Raw genomic sequence first — 18,798 nt, forward strand, 5'->3', positions numbered from 1 at the left:
CGCCGATGACACACCCGGACGGGTGACCGATCCGGATTCAGCGGGTGCCAACCGCAGCGCGCACCGCCTTCCGCGCAGTCGCGCAGTCGTCGTGCAGCCTGCGCAGCAGCAGCCGCTGCTCCTCGCCCGTCGGTACCCCACCCGCCCGGACCGCGGCGGCGGCCTCTGCCGCCACCTGCGGGGAGGATTCCCGCATGGTGCGCTGCACCGCCATCTCGTAGGTGCGGATCTCCCGGGTGAGGATCAGCATCAGATTCACCAGGAAGGCGTCCCGCGCAGCGGGCCCGGCCGCCTGTGCGAGCTGGCTGATCTGGCGGCGCGCCAGCGGGGCGTCCCCGAGCACCGCCCACAGCGACGCCAGGTCGTACCCGGGCAGATACCAGCCCGCGTGCTCCCAGTCGACGAGTGAGGGGCCTGTCGGACCCAGCATGACGTTGGTCAGCAGGGCGTCCCCGTGGCAGAACTGCCAGGCCACACCGCGCCTGCCGCCGGGACGGCCGGACTGCGCCAGTCCGTGCAGCAGTTTCTGCAGGTCGCCCAGATCGCGGTCGGTCAGCAGCCCCTGCTCGTGGAAGCGGGTCAGCCGCGCCGGATAGTCCAGCGGGCGCTGGAACATCGAGGGCGGCGGCTCCCACTGGTTGATCCGGCGGAACGAGCCGATCACGGCCCGCAGATCCGTACGCGGCGGGGCTTCGAACGGGTGCCGCTGCGCCGCCGCCACCCTGCCGGGCACCCGCTCGATCACCAGCGTGCAGGTGTCCGGGTCGGCCGCGATCAGCCGCGGGGTCCGCACGGGCGGACGGTGCCGCACGAAGGCCCGGTATGCCGCTATTTCGTGCTGGAAACGCTCGGCCCAGGCGGGGGAGTGGTCCAGCAGACACTTGGCGATCACGGTGTTGCGGCCCGCAGTGCCGGCCAGCAGTACCGAGCGTCCCCGCCTGCGGAGCAGCTGGACGGGAGTGAACTCCGGGCAGATCCGGTGGATCGAGGCGATGGCGGCACGGAGCTGCGCGCCTTGCGGGCCGGACAAGTCCAGCCTCCCGCTGACGGGTTGGGACACGGTACCGGGCGCGCGAAGATCCATGCGTGCGCCGGCGTGCGGCCCGGAGGGGCCCGGTACGCGCACGGGATCGCGCGACGGATCGGGAGCCAGCACTGCCGGGCCCCTTCCGTATGGCTGCGGCGCGGGGGCCGCACGCGGCCGGCGCTGCACGGACACGGGGGATGGTGCTGAATACATGGGCGCGCGAGATCCCTTCGTGTGCCGACGGGTTTCCGCGCCGCCCCGGCTGTCCGCCCGGACCTGAGCACCCTGGGGAATGCGGGGCCGGACAGAACGACCGGGGTGGCGCGTTCCTACAGGACACCCGGGCGCGGGTGGCACACCATCTGGCGGACCCTGGCGAACCCTGGCGAATGCTCTCGGGGCCGCCGTACCGCGTCGTACGGAAGCTACTGTCAATTCAGCCGAGAACCTGGGGGCTTGACGTGAAAAAGGGACCCAACGCACGCCTCGCGGACCTCTTCGCCCTCGCCGGCTGGTCGAAGGGCGAGCTCGCCCGGCTGGTCAACCGGCACGCGGCGGCGATGGGGTACGCGCAACTGGCGACGGACACCTCACGGGTGCGGCGTTGGATCGACACGGGGGAGACTCCGCGCGACCCGGTGCCCAAAGTGCTGGCGTCCCTGTTCACCGAGCGACTCGGCCGTGTCGTGACCATCGAGGACCTCGGGTTCACCAGGCCGGGACAGACAGCTCAGGGGGAGCCCGTCGAAGGGTTGCCTCTGCAGTCCGGGCAGATCGCCGCGGTCCTCACCGAATTCACGGGAATGGACCTCATGCTCAACCGACGCGGCTTGGTGGGTGCGGGCGCCGCGCTCGCCGCAGGATCGGCACTCACCAGTGCCATGCACAACTGGCTCGGCGCGGACCCGGCCGGGGCCTCCGCGCAGAGCGCCGGGGGAGGGGCCCACGCCGTCCCGGCGGGCCACTCGTCCTACGACCGTTACGAGGCGGCCCCGGTGGGGCTCCAGGAGATCGAGGCGCTGGAGCACTCCGTCGAGATCTTCCGCGCCTGGGATGCCGCACGCGGTGGCGGCCTTCAGCGCAAGGCCGTGGTGGGCCAGCTCAACGAGGTGGGCGGCATGCTCTCCTACCACCACCCCGAGCATCTGCAACGCCGCCTGTGGGGCGTCGCCGCCAACCTCGCGGTGCTCGCGGGCTGGATGTCGCACGACGTGGGACTGGAGCCCACCGCCCAGAAGTACTTCATCATCGCCGCGCACGCCGCACGGGAGGGCGGCGACCGGCCGCGTGCGGGCGAGGCCCTCTCCCGCGCCGCCCGGCAGATGGTGCACCTGGGCCGTCCCGACGACGCCCTCGACCTGGTGCTGCTCGCCCAGTCCGGGTCCGGCCACGAAGCCCTGCCCCGCACCCGGGCCATGTTCAGCACCATCGAGGCGTGGGCGCAGGCCTCCATGGGCCGGGGCCAGGAGATGCGCCGTACCCTGGGCCGGGCCGAGGAGCTGTTCGCCTCGGACAAAGGCGATGTGCCGCCGCCCAGTTGGATGCAGATGTTCGACGAGGCGGATCTGCACGGCATGGAGGCGCTGGCCTTCCGTACGCTCGCCGACCACGAGCCGGTCGCTGCGCGGACGGCGGAGCAGCACGCCAAACGGGCGCTGGCGCTCCGCGAGGAGGGGCGGCAGCGCTCCCAGATCTTCGACTACATCTCGATGGCCTCGGCCTGCTTCATCTCCGACGACCCGGAGCAGGCCGACCGCTACGCCCGCCTCGCCCTGCTGTCCATCAACGAGAACTCCTCGCACCGCACCTGGGACCGGCTGCGTGAGATGTACCGGCTCACCGGCAAGTACGCCAAACACGGAAAGATCGGGGAACTGCGCGCTGAGATCCAGGATGCGCTGCCCCGGGCACCGAAGCCCTCCCGGAGCGGCCGGGGTCTCAAGGATGCCGACGAGCTGCAGCGCGCACCCGGCGACGTCCGGGACATCCACGGTGCGCGAGGCCCCAAGGGGACAGGACCCAAGGGGGCCAGGTCCGTGTGAGGCCCGGGTGACGCAGGAGCAGGTGGAGTGAGCCGGAGGGGCCCCTGACGGCCGCTTCGGCTCACTGGCTCATGTCACCGGTTTTCGCGACTCGGCGGGGCACACGGTTGTACGACTCGGCGGGGCCGCACCCGGGTCACAGGGTCACGCGGGCGACCAGGACACAGGCATCGTCTTCACGCTCCCTGTCGGCGAACTCCTCGGCGACGGCCCGGACGCACTCCTGCGCCGAGCCGGCCGCGCCGAACCGGGGGGCGAGGCCCAGCATGCGGACGCTGCCCGCGTGCAGCGCCGACTGGCGGGGTGCGCCCTCGCCTGTCGTGCGGCCCGGAGGTGTCCCCGGAGCGTCGTCGGGCGCCAGTCCGTCGGTGTGCAGCACCAGCAGGTCGCCGGGCTCCAGTTGCTCGGTGCGCTGCCCGTACGTCGCCCCGGAAGTGACGCCCAGCAGCACACCCTCCGGGCGCCGCAGCACCCTTCCGACGCCCTCCCGGAAGAGCAGCGGCGGCGGGTGGCCCGCCTGCGCCCAGGTGAGGGTGCACGAGCGCGGTTCGTAGCGGCAGCACACGGCGCTGCCCAGGGACGGCTGAGCTGAGGAGTCGAGCAGTTGGTTCAGATGCCCCATCAGCGCGCCCGGCTCCACACCGGCCAGCGCTATCCCGCGGACGGCGCCCAGCAGAATCGCCATGCCGGAGGTCGCGGTGACACCGTGCCCGGTCAGATCGCCGGCCGTCAGCAGCGTCGCACCGTCCGGCAGTTCCATCGCGTCGTACCAGTCGCCGCCGATCAATGCGCTGGACGCGGACGGCAGATAGTGCGCCGCCAGATCGAGTGCGCCGGTGGTCCGTTCGTCGCCGTGCGGGAACCGGAGGGAGCCGCGCCAGGGCGGCAGTACGGCTTCCTGCAGCTCGACGGCGAGCCTGCGTTCGGTCTGTGCGATGTGCCGTTCGCGCTGGAGCGAGTCCCGCGTCTCGCGCACCGCGTGCTCGCTGCGCCGCAGTTCGCTGACGTCCCGCACCACGGCCCACATCGAGGCGGTGCCCCCGTCGTCGTCGAGCACCGGCTCGCCGACCATGTGGACCGTGCGCACCGCGCCGTCGGGCCGTACCAGACGGAACTCCTGGTCGATCGCCCGGCCGTCCACCAGACAGCCGGTGAACGCGGTGGCGAGCGAGGTCTGGTCCTCAGGGACCACCCAGGAGGGCAGCTCGTCCAGGGAGAGGGGGCCGTCCTCCGCGGTCCTGCCGAAGATCCGGTACAGCTCGGGCGACCAGGACACCGCGTCCGTCAGCAGGTTCCACTCCGCGCTGCCGACCCGGCCGACCAGCTCGGAGGCAGGTCCCTCGCCGGGCGACACGGCGGTGCCGTAGGCCGCGCCGGACGTCTCCGCCGTGGCCTTCCCGGGCGGCTGGTCGGCGGACGGCCACGCCCGGGGGGCCTCGGGGGGCATGCCCTCTCGTAATTGGTCGAGCTGGCTGCCGAGGTCGTCGAGTTGGTGCACGGCCAGCTCGCAGAGCGCGCGCTGCCACCGCGTGCGCGGGTCCGCACCGGAGACCCCTGGGTCCGGTTCGCCCCCTTCGCTCCCGCTTCCTCCTGCGCCTCGTCGCACGGCGTCGAGGCCGCCGCGCAGGGTGCGTGCCTGGGTGATCAAAGCGTCCAGTGTGCCGCGGTCCGGCGGCTGCGGTGATGAGCGGTCCGCATGGAGGTGGGAAGCCATAGAGAGCTCCGATACGGGGGGAGAGTCGGTTACGACTGTGGCACAGCCCGCGACTGACCGTAAGGGATTCGGCCACACTCGATGCGGTGGTGCTGCTGTCATATGTCGATGCGGGTCGTCGGCATACGCCCCTGGGGTCGCCGGGTGCGGCGGAATGTTTGCTTCCGGGTAGGCTCCAGCTCTTGACCGGGCCCTCGCTCCGAAAGGTAAAACGCAGGAGTAGAACCGCGGTCACCGGCAAGAATGCCGGGCAACGGAAATCCCGTTGCCAGCCGAATACCCCGCACCGGATGCTGACTCTTATGTTCGTCGATTCCGTCGATTCAGACATAGCGCCCAGCGGCACGCTGCTCGGCCTCCTCCAGAGGGGCCGCGGCGACGGGACGCTGCACGCCCTTGCGGCGCCGCGCGCCGAAGCGCTCAGCGCGCTGCGGCACTGCGTCCTGCACGACCCCAGGCGCGACTGGCAGGTCGAACACCGCTCCCTGTACTACGCCCGTCTGCACAGGGAGCTGGACGCCGGGCTCGACGACATCGCCGCACACCTCTTCGACCCCGCCGACCTGCTGAGCACCCCCGAGGAGGCCGAGGTCCGCACCGGGCTGGCGCTCTCCGTCCTCGGCCACCTCGCCTCCTACGCCACGGCGCAGGGCGACAGCTGGCAGGAGAACGCTCCGCTGCGGCTGCTGCGCCGCTACGCCACCACCGGCACCAACTGGCAGTGGGCCTTGGACGAGCTCGCCGTCCGGGACGACGACGCCGGGCTGCGCCCGCTGGGCCCCGCCATCCTGGCCCGCTTCCCCAAGACGCCCGAGGGCGACGCCGAGCTCGCCGAAGCCGCGCGGGACGCCTTCGAGCCCCGCCCCTGGCGGCTGTGGGCGGAGGATTCCGCACACCCCGGACAGGCCGACCGGCTGCGGCGCGCCCAGGAGTGCCGCTCCTTCGACCGCTGGCAGCGCCAGCTGCGGACCCCCGGACCCCGGCCCGGGTGGAGCGTGCGCGAGATCCTCGAATGGGCCCAGGACGGATACGAACAGCACCCCCGCCAGCACCGCGAGGCACCCGCGGCCCGCTGCCTGTCCGCCGTCGCCGGGCCCGAGGACCGGCCGCTGCTGCTGGCCGCCGCACGCGGCCCGCACGAGGCCGCGCGGGTTGCGGCCCTGCGCCACCTCGCCGACCACAACGATCCCGATGTGCTGGATCTCATCGAAGAGGCCGCTGCCGACCCCGCGGGAACCGTCGCCGGCGCCGCGCTCTCCTCCTTCGCCCGTATGCGTTCACTGGCCGCGCTGGAGCGGGCCAGGCGCTGGGCCGCAGCGCCCGAGGGAGCCCTGCCGCCAGGGCTGGCGGCCGTCGCCGCCGAGATGCTCGCCTGCCGGGGCGGCGAGCAGGACGCCGACGCCGTTCTCGCGGCCCTGCGCCGCACCATCCGCCTGGAGGGCCCCGACAGCGCCGCGCTGTGGCCGCTCGTGGACGGCGCCGGGCGGCTGTCCATCAGCTGTGCGGCGCCGGTGCTACGGCACATCTACCGTGAGACCGCCTCCTCCCAGCTGCGCGGGCGCACCGCACGCTCGCTCGCCGCCACCGATCCGTCCTTCCCCGCCGGGTTCGCCATCGAGTGCCTGTGGGACTGCGAGGAGACCACCCGCCAGGTTGCCGCGGAGTGCGCCGCGACGGGTGACGCGCGCGTGGTGGAGCGCCTTCGGCGGCTCGCCGCGGATCCGGCCGAGGAGGCCGGCGTCCAGACCGCCATCCGCGGCCGCCTGACTCCGCCCGCCTGACGCCGGCTGTTTGACCCCGACCGCCTGAGGCCGGCCGCCGCTGAGCCGACGGTTCTCGGCGAAGGCTTCATCTTGCGGTGGGGCCTGCCGAAGGCACCATTGGAGAGTGGCTGGTCGGTGGGAGTTCTGGGTTGACCGGGGTGGGACGTTCACGGATGTGATCGGACGGCGGCCCGATGGCACGCTCGTCAGCGAGAAGGTGCTGTCCCACGATCCGGGGCGGCCCGACCAGGACGCCGCGGTCGCCGGGATCCGCAGACTGCTGGAGGTACCGCCCAGGGACCCCGTGCCGGCCGACCGGATCGACGCCGTCAAGATGGGCACCACCGTCGCCACCAACGCCCTCCTGGAGCGCAAGGGCGAGCCGACGGTCCTGGTCACCACCCGGGGCTTCCGGGACGCCCTCACGATCGCGTACCAGAACCGGCCCCGCATCTTCGACCGGCACATCGTGCTGCCCGAGGCGCTCTACGACCGTGTCGTGGAGCTCCCGGAGCGGATGGGCGTCGACGGCACCGTCGTGGAGCCGCTCGACCGGGAAGCTGCAGCGCGCGAGCTGCGCGAGGCGCGCCGCGCAGGCTTCCGCAGTGTTGCCGTCGTCCTGCTGCACGCCTACCGGCATCCCGCGCACGAGCGCGAGGTCGCCCGCCTCGCGCGTGCGGCGGGGTTCGCGCAGGTGAGCTGCTCGCACGAGGTCAGCCCGCTGATCAAACTGGTGTCGCGCGGAGACACCACCGTCGTGGACGCCTATCTGTCGCCCGTGCTGCGCCGCTACGTCGAGGAGGTGGCGCGCGAACTGAGCGGCGTCCGGCTGATGTTCATGCAGTCGAACGGTGGGCTGCGCGAGGCCGGGCACTTCAGGGGCAAGGACGCGGTGCTCTCCGGCCCCGCCGGTGGTGTCGTCGGGATGGCCCGCAGTTGCGCCGAGGTGGGGCACGAGCGGGTCATCGGGTTCGACATGGGCGGTACGTCCACCGATGTGTCGCACTATGCAGGTGCACTTGAGCGGGTGTTCGGGACGCAGGTGGCGGGCGTGCGGATGCGGGCGCCCATGATGGACATCCACACCGTGGCGGCCGGCGGCGGCTCGGTGCTGCACTTCGACGGTGCCCGTTACCGCGTGGGCCCCGACTCGGCGGGCGCGGTCCCCGGGCCTGCCTGCTACCGGCGTGGCGGCCCGCTGACCGTCACCGACGCCAATGTGATGCTGGGCCGTATCCAGCCCGCGCACTTCCCTGCCGTCTTCGGCCCGCAGGGCGACCAGCCGCTGGACCCCGAGGCGGTCCGGGCGGGCTTCACCCGGATCGCCGAGGAGACCGGCGACGGGCGCACCGCCGAGCAGGTCGCGGCCGGGTTCCTGGAGATCGCCGTGCTCAACATGGCGAACGCCGTCAAGAAGATCTCCGTGCAGCGCGGCCACGACGTCACCCGCTACGCGCTGGCGAGCTTCGGCGGCGCCGGCGGTCAGCACGCCTGCGCGGTCGCCGACGAGTTGGGCATCCGCACGGTGGTCGTACCGCCGCTTGCCGGGGTGCTGTCCGCCTACGGGATCGGCGTGGCGGACGCCACCGCGCTGCGGGAGCAGTCCGTCGAGGGCGAGCTGGCCGAGGAGCGGCTGGCCGACGTGCGCGACCTGTGCGCCCGGCTGGAGCGGCAGACCCGGGAAGAGCTGCGGGCCGACGGCATTCCGGACGAGGCGATCAGGACGACCGCCCGGCTCCAGCTGCGGTACGCCGGAACGGACGCCACGCTGACCGTCCCGCTGGGCGGCGCGGACCGGATGACACAGGACTTCACGGCCGAGCACCGGGCGCGCTACGGCTTCGCCATGGACAAGCCGCTGGTGGTCGCCACCGCCGTCGCGGAGGCAACCGGCGCGGCGGGACCCGTCAGCGCGCACCCGGTCACTCCCGAGCCGGGCGAGGGCAGTCCCGAACCCCACGACATGGTGCGGATGTTCACGGGCGGAGGGTGGCAGGACACTCCGCTGTACCGACGGGAGGAGCTGCGTCCGGGGCAGCGCGTGACCGGACCCGCGGTCGTCGTGGAGGCGGACGCCACCACCGTGGTGGACCCGGGCTGGGCTGCCGGGGCCGATCCGCACGGACATCTGCTGCTGACCCGGGTACAGGCGCGGGAGGCGGTGTCAGCGGCGGGCACCGAGGTCGACCCGGTGCGGCTGGAGGTCTTCAACAACCTCTTCATGGCGATCGCCGAGCAGATGGGCGTCCGCTTGGAGAACACGGCGCACTCGGTCAACATCAAGGAGCGGCTCGACTTCTCCTGTGCGCTCTTCGACCCCGAGGGCAATCTCGTCGCCAACGCACCGCACATCCCCGTGCATCTGGGCTCGATGGGCGACTCCATCAAGGAGGTGCTGCGGCGCACTGCGGGACAGATGCGTCCTGGCGATGTCTACGCCGTCAACGACCCGTACCACGGCGGCACCCACCTGCCGGACATCACCGTGGTGACGCCGGTCTTCGACCAGGAGGGCGGCGGGGAGGCGGAGGGCCGCCGGCTGCTCTTCCTGGTCGCCTCGCGGGGCCACCACGCCGAGATCGGCGGCCTCACCCCCGGCTCGATGCCCGCCTTCAGCCGCACCGTCGAGGAGGAGGGCGTGCTGTTCGACGCCTGGCTGCTGGTGCGCGACGGGAAGCTGCGCGAGGAGGAGACCCGCGCCCTGCTCACCGGAGCCCGCCACCCCTCCCGCGACCCCGACACCAACCTCGCCGATCTGCGTGCCCAGATCGCCGCGAACGAGAAGGGCATCGCGGAACTGCACAAGATGACCGACCAGTTCGGTCTCGATGTCGTACAGGCCTACATGCGGCACGTGCGCGACAACGCGGAGGAGTCCGTACGCCGCATCATCACCCGGCTGAGCGACGGCAGTTGCACGTACGAGACGGACAGCGGCGCCGTCATCCAGCTGTCCGTCACCGTGGACCGCGAGAACCGTACGGCGCTGCTCGACTTCACCGGCACCTCGCCGCAGCGGGACGACAACCTCAACGCGCCCCGCTCCGTGGTGACGGCCGCGGTGCTGTATGTCTTCCGGACGCTGGTGGCCGACGACATCCCGCTCAACAGCGGCTGTCTGGCGCCGCTGGAGGTGCGTATCCCGGAAGGCTCGATGCTGGCGCCCGTGTACCCCGCCGCAACGGTCGCGGGGAACGTGGAGACCTCCCAGGCGGTCACCGGCGCCCTCTATGCCGCGCTCGGCGTCCAGGCAGAGGGCTCGGGGACGATGAACAACGTCACCTTCGGCAACGACCGTGTCCAGTACTACGAGACGGTCGCCAGCGGCTCCGGTGCGGGGGACGGCTTCGACGGCGCGGACGCGGTGCAGACCCATATGACCAACTCGCGGCTGACCGACCCGGAAGTGCTGGAGTTCCGCTACCCGGTGCGGGTGGAGGACTTCCATGTGCGCCGGGGCAGCGGGGGCACGGGCCGCTGGCGCGGCGGGGACGGAGTGGTGCGGCGGCTGCGCTTCCTGGAACCGGTCACCGTTGCGCTGCTGACGGGACACCGGCGTGTTGCCCCGTACGGCATGGCGGGTGGCTGTCCGGGCGCGCTGGGCGGCAATGTCGTCGAGGGCGCGGATGGTACCCGTACGGAACTGGCGGGGCGTGACGTGGCCGAACTCGGCGCAGGCGAAGCCCTCGTGCTGCACACCCCGGGCGGTGGCGGCTACGGCACCCCGCCGTCGCCGCCACCTCCCGGCTGACGCGCCCCGTATCGCGCCGTCGGTCCCCTGGGCGCCGCTTCACGCGGGCCGTGGCGCGCAGTTGGGATGACGTAGGTAGTCACTGTCCCTTAGCGGCAAAGTAGAGGATTGTTGAACGATTCCGCAATCCTGTTGTTGTCTCGTTCTGGGAACTGCGGTTCACTTCGGCCATGAGCGACAACGTGCTGGAGGAACTCAGCGAAGATCGAGGGCGGTTGGGACGCACCAGCACGGCGGAGCGCGTGGCGGTCATCCTGCGCACCCGGATCATCGAGGGCGGTTTCCGGCCCGGCATGCGGCTGGCGGAGGAGGAGATAGGCAACGCGCTGGGCATCTCGCGCAACACCCTGCGCGAGGCGTTCCGGCTGCTCACCCACGAGCGGCTGCTGGTGCACGAGCTCAACCGCGGCATGTTCGTCCGCAAGCTCACCGTGGAGGACCTTGAGGACCTCTACCGCGTCCGCCGCCTTGTCGAGTGCGCCGCGCTGCGGCAGCTGGCGGCGCCGCCCTGTCCGCCGCCGGACATGACGGCCATGGAGACGGCGGTCGCGGCGGGGCGGCGCGCGGCGGCCGAGCAGCGCTGGCGCGACCTGGGCACGGCCAACATGCACTTCCACCAAGGGCTCGTCGAGCTGGCCGGAAGCCCGCGCACCGACGAGATGATGCGCGGAGTGCTGGCCGAACTCCGGCTCGTCTTCCACGTGATGGAGAACCCCCGCCGATTCCACGAGCCCTACCTGCCGCGCAACGAGCAGATCCTGCGTACGCTCCAGCGCGGCGACGCGCCCGGCGCCGAGCGGCTGCTCGCCGTCTACCTCGACGACTCCCGGCACCAGCTCGCCGAGGAATACGCCCGCCAGCTACGCTGACCGGTCGGGCGCGAGCGGCACACCGTCCTCGGCGGCCCTCCCGAACCGTGGCAACCGTCCCGGATCGCGACAACCGTGCCGTTTCGGATCTTGTCAGTGCGACCGCTTAATGTGTCCGTCGTGACTGAGAGCGCCACCACGACGAGCACCCCGGCCAGGACAGGTGTATCCGCACCCTCCCCGGCCCCGGGCCCCGCGGCCGACGAGGGCCTGGCCCGCCGCTTGCGCGCGCTCGCCTGCACGGCGCCGCTGCACGACCTCGACACCCGCAAGGCCAACCTCGCGGGGGAGTACAGCACCTACGAGATGGCCGAGCTGGCGCTGGCCGCCATCGACCTGGTCACGCTCCAGATGGACTTCGACACCGGCGCCGATCACGAACAGATCGTCGCCAAGCTGCTGCCCCGCGTCGCGGCCCAGGCCCCCACCCGTGATCCCGCCGAGCACGAACGGGTGGCGCGCTGGGTGCTGGAGAACATGATCAACGTCGGCAGCGTGGACCGCGGCTTCCGCGCCGTCTACGGCACCTTCAACCCCGACGGCACCTACGTACGGCGGGGCTACGACTTCAAGCTCATCGAGGAGGTGCCGGGGCCCGGCGGCAGCGTCTATCTGCGCACCACCGACGAGGCCGTCAACGTCCTGGTCGGTGCGCTGGACACGGACGTCACCAGCGCCCAGATCGCCGCCGAGGTCAAGCTGGAGGTCCTCATCAGCCGCGGCCGTCTCGCCGACGCCCAGCTCGCCGCCGAACAGGCCCGCTACCGCACGGTGCAGTACGCCGAGACGCTGCGTCGCACCCTGGAGGCCACCCGGCGCGACGTCCGTGCCGTCGACTGGCTCAGCGCCGTCCCGGACATGATCAGCGAAGCCCTCGACCATGTCGCCGACCGCTACCGCCACGAGAACGCCATCCTCACCAACATCCGCAAGGCGCGCGACGAGGCCGCCTCCGAACGCGGCCCCGATCACAAGCGCCGCGCCGCCGAGCTCGTCGACATCGTCAAGGACTGCATCCGCCGCCACACCCAGCTCCAGTCCAGGCTGCTGGAGGCCGGCCCGCTCTTCCGTGCCGAACAGGACCGCCAGTCCTTCGCGCCGCCCGCCGCCCGCGCCGGACTCGACCTGTACGGCCAGCTTCTCGCGCCCGTACTGCCGCTGCCGCTGGAGCAGGCCGCGCGCGTGACGGACGCCTTCTTCGCCCGCGGCACCGGGCTGCGTACGCCGGGCGCCGTACGGCTGGGCGACCTCACCGACATGCTGCTGACCCCGCCCGCACCACGGGAGCATCTGGGCGCCGAGATGCCCGAACCCGATCTGATCGCCACGCCTGACGACAGCCGCTTCAGCGAGGAGCAGCTGGCGGCGGCCATGGAGCTGTTGGAGCTGCCGCCCGATGCGCCCCGCCGGCTCTCCGGGCTGCTGGCCGATGCCCGCCGCCGCGACCCGGAGCTGCCGTACCTCATCGCGCTGCTGGCCGTCCACGCCGCGAGCCCGCCTGTCGGCACGGCGTATCGCCAGGGCGAGCAGCGGTTGTTGTTCGCCGTGGACGACGGCACCCCGCTGGACGACCCGGAATTCGGCGGAGCCGACCTCATCGTGGGCACGGCACTGCTGGACGCGGCCGGGATGGCGGCCGACCGAACGGAGGCGGCGTGATGCGTGAACTGGAGCAACCATGAATGACTTCGCACCGGAGCCCGACCCGGACGAGGGGGTCGGCAACGGAAGCCCCGCACACCCGGTAACCCCCGCGGACGCGGCCGACGCGGCCCGCCTCGTCTCGTTCGGCCTGCACCCGAAGCTCGCCCCCGCAAGAGACGCCGAGTACACCGAACTGCTGCGCCGCTACCGCGAGGAACCGGCATTCGCGCGGCTGGCCGACGCCGTGGCCACCGGCCTGGGCCTTGTCGTACTTGAGGTCTCCACCCGCGCGGGCATGGCGCTGGCCGCCGCCGAGGACTCCGTCTTCGCGGTCCGTATGGGCGACTACGCCCGGCGGGCCGGCGCGGACTCGACGGACCGCTTCCTGCACGGCCTCGCCCATCTGGCCTGCGCCGCCATGGCCTTCCCCCGCCCCGAGGACCTGGCCGACGACGGCTACATCGGCCGCATCACCGTCAACGGCGTGGACTCGTTCGTCCGCCAGGCGTGCCGCAAGCTGGAGGAGCGGGCCGAGGCCGAGGGCGAGAACACCGACCCGGCCACCGACGCACCGGGGCTGGAGGCGTCCTGGCGGGTCTACGCACGGCGCAGCTCCACCGGCGCCACCAAGGACGCCCGCAGGCTCGCCGGTTCCACCACCGGCATCATCGCCAAGGCCGTCGCCTTCCTCGCCGACTCCGGGTTCCTCCAGCGCACCGGCGACGACGCGGGCGGCACCTACCGCACCACCGCGCGCTACCAGCTGCAGGTCCGTGACATGGCGGGCAGCGCCGCCATGGCCGAGCTGCTGGAGCTGGGCGTCGTCCCGGTCTCGGACGGTACGGCCAGCCTGCTGCCGCCGCCGGACGGCGACGATCAGGAGCTGGCGCCGGACGCCGGACTGCCCTTCCACTCCTGACGGCCACTTCTGAAAGCCGCGGGCCACCCCGCACCCCGCCCACCGCACGCCACCAACGAGAGCCCCGCCGCCATGTACGAGCTGTCCCGGATCCGCCTCTACTCCATTGGGCCCGCCGGTGCGCGCTACGCCGACACCGTGCTGGACCTGCGCGGAGTGGGCGAGCCCGTGCCCAGCCCGGCACCCACGCAGGCGGACTTCTTCGAGGAGGAGCCGCAGGGCCCGCCCTGCCGCCCGGCGCCCGCAGGTGTGCTCTTCCTGGAGAACGGCGGCGGCAAGTCCGTGCTGCTCAAGCTGATCTTCTCCGTGATGCTGCCCGGGCACCGCAACACCCTGGGCGGCGCCAGCTCGGGCGTGCTCCGTAAGTTCCTGCTCGCCGACGACTGCGGCCATGTCGCCCTGGAGTGGCAGCACACCAGGACCGGCGAGACGATCGTGGTCGGCAAGGTCAGCGAGTGGCGTGGCCGCCAGGTCTCCGGCGACCCGCGCAAGTTCGCCGAGGCATGGTATTCGTTCCGGCCGGGCCCCGGTCTGTCCCTGGACTCCCTCCCCGTCGCCGAGTCGGCGGCGCTGCGGCCCCGTGCGGAAGGTGCGTCCTCCGCGCGCGGCAGGCGGCGCACCATGAAGGGCTTCCGCGACGTACTGACCGAGACGGGCAAGGCGTATCCCAACCTGGACGTGGTCTGGGAGGAGATCCACGAGCGCTGGAACGAACATCTGACCACGCTCGGCCTCGACCCCGAACTCTTCCGCTACCAGCGCGAGATGAACGCCGACGAAGGTGAGGCGGCGGGCCTGTTCGCGGTCAAGAACGACTCGGACTTCACCGACCTGCTGCTGCGCGCCGTCACCGACACCCGCGACACCGACGGCCTCGCCGACCTCGTACACGGCTTCGCGCACAAGCTCGGCCGCCGCGCCGAGCTGACCGCCGAACGCGACTTCACCGCGGGCTCCCTCGACCATCTGCACCGCATCACCGAATCCGCCGAGACACGCGCCCGCGCCAGGGAGATCCACGCCGGTGCCGAGCGCCGCACCCGTCACCTCGCCCACCGGCTGACGGCGCGCGGCACCCAGGAGCGCGGCCGCGCCGCCGAACTGGCCGAACAGCTGGAGCAGGCACGGGAGTCGGTCACCGCAGCCGAGGACGCCCGCACCCGAGCCTCCCGTATCGCCGCCGAACTGGCCTACCGGCACGCCTCGCTGGCGCTGGCCGCCGCCGAGAAGTCGGCGGCGGCGCAGAAGCGTGAGCTGAGCGAGGCACGGACGCTGCACTCCGCCTGGCAGGCTGCCGAGACCGTGCTCGCGCACCGGACGGCCGCCGACCGCTCGGCCCGGGTCGCCGCCGCCATCCGGGAGGCCGAGCGCGACGCGGCCCCCGCGCTGGCAGCGCGCGCCCACGCCGCCACCGCGCTGGTACGAGCCCTCAACGCCGCGGCGGAGGACAGCGAACGCATCGCGGGTGAACAGGAAGAGCGCTCCGCCACGCTCCAGACCGAGAGCGAGAGCGCCCACCGGGACGCCACGGCCGCCGCCACCGAGGCACAGCGCGCCCGCAGCGAGACCGAACACCTGCGCCAGCGCCTCGCCGAGGTGGAGCAGGAGATGGACCAAGCCGTACGCGCCGGCTGGCTGCACGACAGCGACCCGGACGCCGACCCGGCACGCGCCGCGCTGGCCGCCAGCGACGCCGAGAAGAGCGCCGTCGCCGCCTTCGAATCGGCGCGTGACGCGGCAGCCCGCAGCGCCGAGCGGGCCCGCGAGCTGGCAAGCCGCCACGCGAGCGCCGAGCTTGCCGCAGCACGCGCCGCGGACGCCGCCGAGGCCGCCGGAAGTACGTACACGGCCGAGGGCGCCACCGCCGGAGCCCTCGGCGGCGAGGAGCGCCTCGCCGAACTGCTCGGGCTGCCCACCGGCCGCCCGGGTGCCCCGAACGCGGACGGGGGCCCGGCAGGAGCGACGCGGGCCACGCTCCCCGGCCAGCGCGGCGCGGGCAGCACCTCCGACGTACGGGGCCCCGGGGCGGACGCCGACCCCGAGCCGGTCCGGCGCACCGGCGCCGTGCCGGGCCAGGGCGGCGCCCCGGAAGCCGGAGCCGTGCCGGGCACCGGGCCGGCTCCCCGTACGGCCCCCGACCGGACAGCGTCCACGTCCCAGGGCCCCCTCACCGCCGAGGAGCTGGACCGCAACGCAGAGGCGCTCCAGGAGCTGCTGGACGAGGGGGTGGCCGCCGCCGAGCGGCAGCTGTTCGAGCTGCGTACCGCCGCGGCGGACGACTCGCGGATGCTGGGAGCGCTCGGCGACGGCGGGCTGCTCCCCCCGGGCCCCGATGTGACCGCCACCGTCGAGTACCTGGGCGAGCACGGTGTCCCCGCGCTGCCCGGCTGGCGCTACCTCGCCCAGGCTGTGGACCCCGCCGACCACGCCGCGGTGCTCGCAGCGCGGCCCGAACTGGTCGACGGCGTCATCATCACCGACCCCGACAGCCACGCGCGCGCCCGTGAAGTGCTGGCGGGCGCCGCGCTGTTGCCCCGTTCGGCCGTCGCCGTCGGTACCTCCGCCGCGCTGCTCGCCCCCGCGCCGGCGCCGGACAGCGGGGGAGAGTCCGGAGTCTTCCTCGTACCGCCCAACCCGGCAATGCACGACGAGCACGCGGCCGACGACGAGCGCCGCCGGCTGCGGGAACGCGCCGCAGCCCGGGACGAGGAGATCCGCGCGCTGGCGGCGCGGCTCTCCGCCGACCGGGCGCTGGCGGCCCGGCTTGCCTCCTGGCGCAGCGGCTGCCCCGAAGGCCGGCTGGACGAGCTCGCCGAGACCGCGGCGCAGGCCCGGGAGGCCGCGGAAGTGGCCCAGCAGCACCTTGCCGAGGTGCGCGAGGCCCGCGCCGAGGCCGACGAGCAGGCCGCCGAGACCGCCCGGGTCCGGGACGAGCGCCAGGAAGCAGCCCAGCGCGCCCGCCGCAGCGCCGACGCGCTGGCAGGGCTCGCCTTCCGGCTGCGGGAGCGCGCCACGTGGCAGGCCCGGCTGCGCGAGCTTGCCGACGACGTGGCCACCGCGCAGGAGCATGCCGAACAGTGCCTGGAGCGGGCGCGCTCGGCCGACGAGGACCGGCGCGCGGCCCAGCGTGCGGCCGACGACGCCCACCGCACGGCCCGCACCCTGCGTGCCGAACGCGCCGAGATCGCGGGCGTATCCGACGACCCGGAGCCGGCCGACGACGATTCGGCGGCCCCCGGTGACAAGTCCGCCGCCCCGCCTGCCCGTACCTCCTCCCTGCCGGACCTGCGCGAGGCGTACCGGTCGGCCTCCCAGCTGTACGAGAAGGTCGGCGTCGGTGCCGACCTGCGCGCCGAACAGGCCCGTGCCGAGGGCGACGAGTCGGCGGCCAAGGCGGCGCTCGACCGGCTCAGCAACAAGGTGCGCACCCGCGCGGCCCAGCTGCTGGAAGGTCCCGACGGCGCCGACGGCCCCTCCCGACAGGCGGCGGCGGCCCGCGCCGAAGCGCTCGTCCAGCGCCTGGAGGCCCGTAACTCCGACGCCAGCGAGCAGCTCGGCAGGCTCCGCGGCGAGGCCGAGCGGCTGGCCCCCGGAGACGGCGACCGCCACACCGAACTCCCGGACGACCTGGTACCGGCCGACGCCGCGCAGGCCCAGACCCTGCTGCGGACCGCCAACGCCGAACTGGCGGCCCGCGGCGACGAACTGGAAGCAGCACGCGACGCCTACGCCGCGCTCCAGCGCGCCCACGCCGCCGCCGAGGACGCCGCCGGCGGCTTCGACGAGACCGCGGCCACCCTCCGCGACCTGCTCCGCGAACCGGCCGCCCCCGCGCCCGGGGAGCAGGAGGGCGAGGAGCCCCCCGAGCCGTACGCGGGCAGCCCAGCCGAGGCCCGGCAGGCGGCTGCCGAGGCGCGGCGTTCACTGCGCGGCTGCGCCGCCGACCTCTCCGCCGCCGAGCAGTCCGTGCGCGAGGCGTGCGATGTGCTCGTACGGCATGCCAACTCCAGCCGCTACGAACAGGTCCGCACTCCGGCACGGCAACAGGTGCGCGAGCTGCCGGCCTCCGCGTTGCCGGACCACGCGGCTGCCTGGGCGGCTGCGTTCGCGCCCCGGCTGCGCGTACTGACGGACGAGCTGGCCCAGTTGGAGCGCAACCGGGACAGCATCGTGGACCGGCTGCGCGGACTGGTGGAGTCCTCGCTGACGACGCTGCGTTCGGCGCAGCGGCTCTCCCGGCTGCCGGAAGGGCTGGGGGAGTGGTCGGGCCAGGAGTTCCTGCGCATCCGCTTCGACGACCCCGACCAGGCCACGCTCACCGAGCGGTTGGGCGAGGTCATCGACGAGGCCACCCGCGCCGCCGTCCGCAAGAACTCCGACCTGCGCCGCGACGGGATGACGCTGCTGCTGCGCGGGGTGCATGCCGCACTGCAGCCGCGCGGCGTCTCGGTGGAGATCCTCAAGCCGGACGCCGTGCTGCGCGCCGAGCGGGTCCCGGTCGGGCAGATGGGGGACGTCTTCTCCGGCGGCCAGCTGCTGACCGCCGCGATCGCCCTGTACTGCACGATGGCGGCGCTGCGCAGCAACGACCGGGGCCACGACAAGCACCGGCACGCCGGCACCCTCTTCCTGGACAACCCCATCGGCCGGGCCAATGCCACCTATCTGCTGGAGCTGCAGCGGGCCGTGGCCGACGCGCTGGGCGTCCAGCTCCTCTACACCACGGGCCTGTTCGACACCACGGCGCTGGCGGAGTTCCCGCTGGTGATCCGGTTGCGTAACGACGCGGACCTGCGCGCCGGGTTGAAGTACATCAGCGTGGAGGAGCATCTGCGGCCCGGCCTGCCCCAGCCCGAGGCCGAGGAGGGCGAGGCCGCTGTGCACGGTGAGATCACCGCGACACGGATGTTCCGCCGTCCCGAGCAGAATCCGCCCGCTGTCCGCGACGAACCGCCTGCGCAGCCGCCGGATTCGGATGCCCGGCCGGACGTTCCCGCCCCTCATCCGCCGGGTGACGCGCCGGACGCGGCACACTCCCCGAGCTCGTGACGTCGCGCGCCGCGCCCGGT

General features: G+C 73.2%; 9 protein-coding genes. 7 read left to right on the forward strand and 2 right to left on the reverse strand.

The window, feature by feature from the left end; all coding sequences use genetic code 11:
- Window positions 1-37 precede the first annotated feature (37 nt).
- Window positions 38-1,240 (reverse strand): aminoglycoside phosphotransferase family protein, encoded by a 1,203-nt coding sequence (locus ACTWQF_RS12825; protein WP_443279445.1) that lies wholly within the window; start codon window positions 1,238-1,240, stop codon window positions 38-40.
- A gap of 248 nt (window positions 1,241-1,488) precedes the next feature.
- On the opposite strand from ACTWQF_RS12825, the gene ACTWQF_RS12830 reads away from it, so the two are divergent.
- Window positions 1,489-3,069, forward strand: coding sequence for a DNA-binding protein NsdB (locus ACTWQF_RS12830; RefSeq protein WP_443279446.1), 1,581 nt, complete (start codon window positions 1,489-1,491; stop codon window positions 3,067-3,069).
- Window positions 3,070-3,205: 136 nt separating this feature from the next.
- Here ACTWQF_RS12830 and ACTWQF_RS12835 read toward each other — a convergent pair whose 3' ends face one another.
- Window positions 3,206-4,783 carry a PP2C family protein-serine/threonine phosphatase gene (locus ACTWQF_RS12835; RefSeq protein ID WP_443279447.1) on the reverse strand — a complete coding sequence of 526 codons (1,578 nt, stop codon included), beginning with the start codon at window positions 4,781-4,783 and terminating at the stop codon, window positions 3,206-3,208.
- Window positions 4,784-5,085: 302 nt separating this feature from the next.
- On the opposite strand from ACTWQF_RS12835, the gene ACTWQF_RS12840 reads away from it, so the two are divergent.
- The 6 genes from ACTWQF_RS12840 (at window position 5,086) to ACTWQF_RS12865 (ending at window position 18,778) form a co-directional block, all read left to right on the forward strand.
- Window positions 5,086-6,564 carry a HEAT repeat domain-containing protein gene (locus ACTWQF_RS12840; protein WP_443279486.1) on the forward strand — a complete coding sequence of 493 codons (1,479 nt, stop codon included), beginning with the start codon at window positions 5,086-5,088 and terminating at the stop codon, window positions 6,562-6,564.
- 106 nt (window positions 6,565-6,670) lie between these two features.
- The gene (locus ACTWQF_RS12845; protein ID WP_443279448.1) at window positions 6,671-10,297 is read left to right on the forward strand and encodes a hydantoinase B/oxoprolinase family protein; all 3,627 of its coding nucleotides are present in this window, start codon (window positions 6,671-6,673) and stop codon (window positions 10,295-10,297) included.
- Window positions 10,298-10,467: 170 nt separating this feature from the next.
- Window positions 10,468-11,166 (forward strand): GntR family transcriptional regulator, encoded by a 699-nt coding sequence (locus ACTWQF_RS12850; RefSeq protein WP_443279449.1) that lies wholly within the window; start codon window positions 10,468-10,470, stop codon window positions 11,164-11,166.
- A gap of 120 nt (window positions 11,167-11,286) precedes the next feature.
- Window positions 11,287-12,825 (forward strand): hypothetical protein, encoded by a 1,539-nt coding sequence (locus tag ACTWQF_RS12855; protein WP_443279450.1) that lies wholly within the window; start codon window positions 11,287-11,289, stop codon window positions 12,823-12,825.
- Between the two features lie 19 nt (window positions 12,826-12,844).
- Window positions 12,845-13,729 carry a hypothetical protein gene (locus ACTWQF_RS12860; protein WP_443279451.1) on the forward strand — a complete coding sequence of 295 codons (885 nt, stop codon included), beginning with the start codon at window positions 12,845-12,847 and terminating at the stop codon, window positions 13,727-13,729.
- A 72-nt stretch (window positions 13,730-13,801) separates the two neighbouring features.
- On the forward strand, window positions 13,802-18,778 hold the full coding sequence (locus ACTWQF_RS12865; RefSeq protein WP_443279452.1) for a hypothetical protein: 4,977 nt from the start codon (window positions 13,802-13,804) through the stop codon (window positions 18,776-18,778).
- Window positions 18,779-18,798 lie beyond the last annotated feature (20 nt).

It is taken from the genome of Streptomyces sp. 8N114 (assembly GCF_052245835.1).
In the GTDB taxonomy this organism is placed as follows: Bacteria; Actinomycetota; Actinomycetes; order Streptomycetales; family Streptomycetaceae; genus Streptomyces.

What these genes read in the sequence shown, in the direction of transcription:
- ACTWQF_RS12850 (WP_443279449.1), top strand. Translation starts at nt 10,468, where the DNA reads ATGAGCGACAACGTGCTGGAGGAACTCAGCGAAGATCGAGGGCGGTTG.
- ACTWQF_RS12865 (WP_443279452.1), top strand. Translation starts at nt 13,802, where the DNA reads ATGTACGAGCTGTCCCGGATCCGCCTCTACTCCATTGGGCCCGCCGGT.
- ACTWQF_RS12835 (WP_443279447.1), bottom strand. Translation starts at nt 4,783, where the DNA reads ATGGCTTCCCACCTCCATGCGGACCGCTCATCACCGCAGCCGCCGGAC.
- ACTWQF_RS12840 (WP_443279486.1), top strand. Translation starts at nt 5,086, where the DNA reads ATGTTCGTCGATTCCGTCGATTCAGACATAGCGCCCAGCGGCACGCTG.
- ACTWQF_RS12825 (WP_443279445.1), bottom strand. Translation starts at nt 1,240, where the DNA reads ATGTATTCAGCACCATCCCCCGTGTCCGTGCAGCGCCGGCCGCGTGCG.
- ACTWQF_RS12860 (WP_443279451.1), top strand. Translation starts at nt 12,845, where the DNA reads ATGAATGACTTCGCACCGGAGCCCGACCCGGACGAGGGGGTCGGCAAC.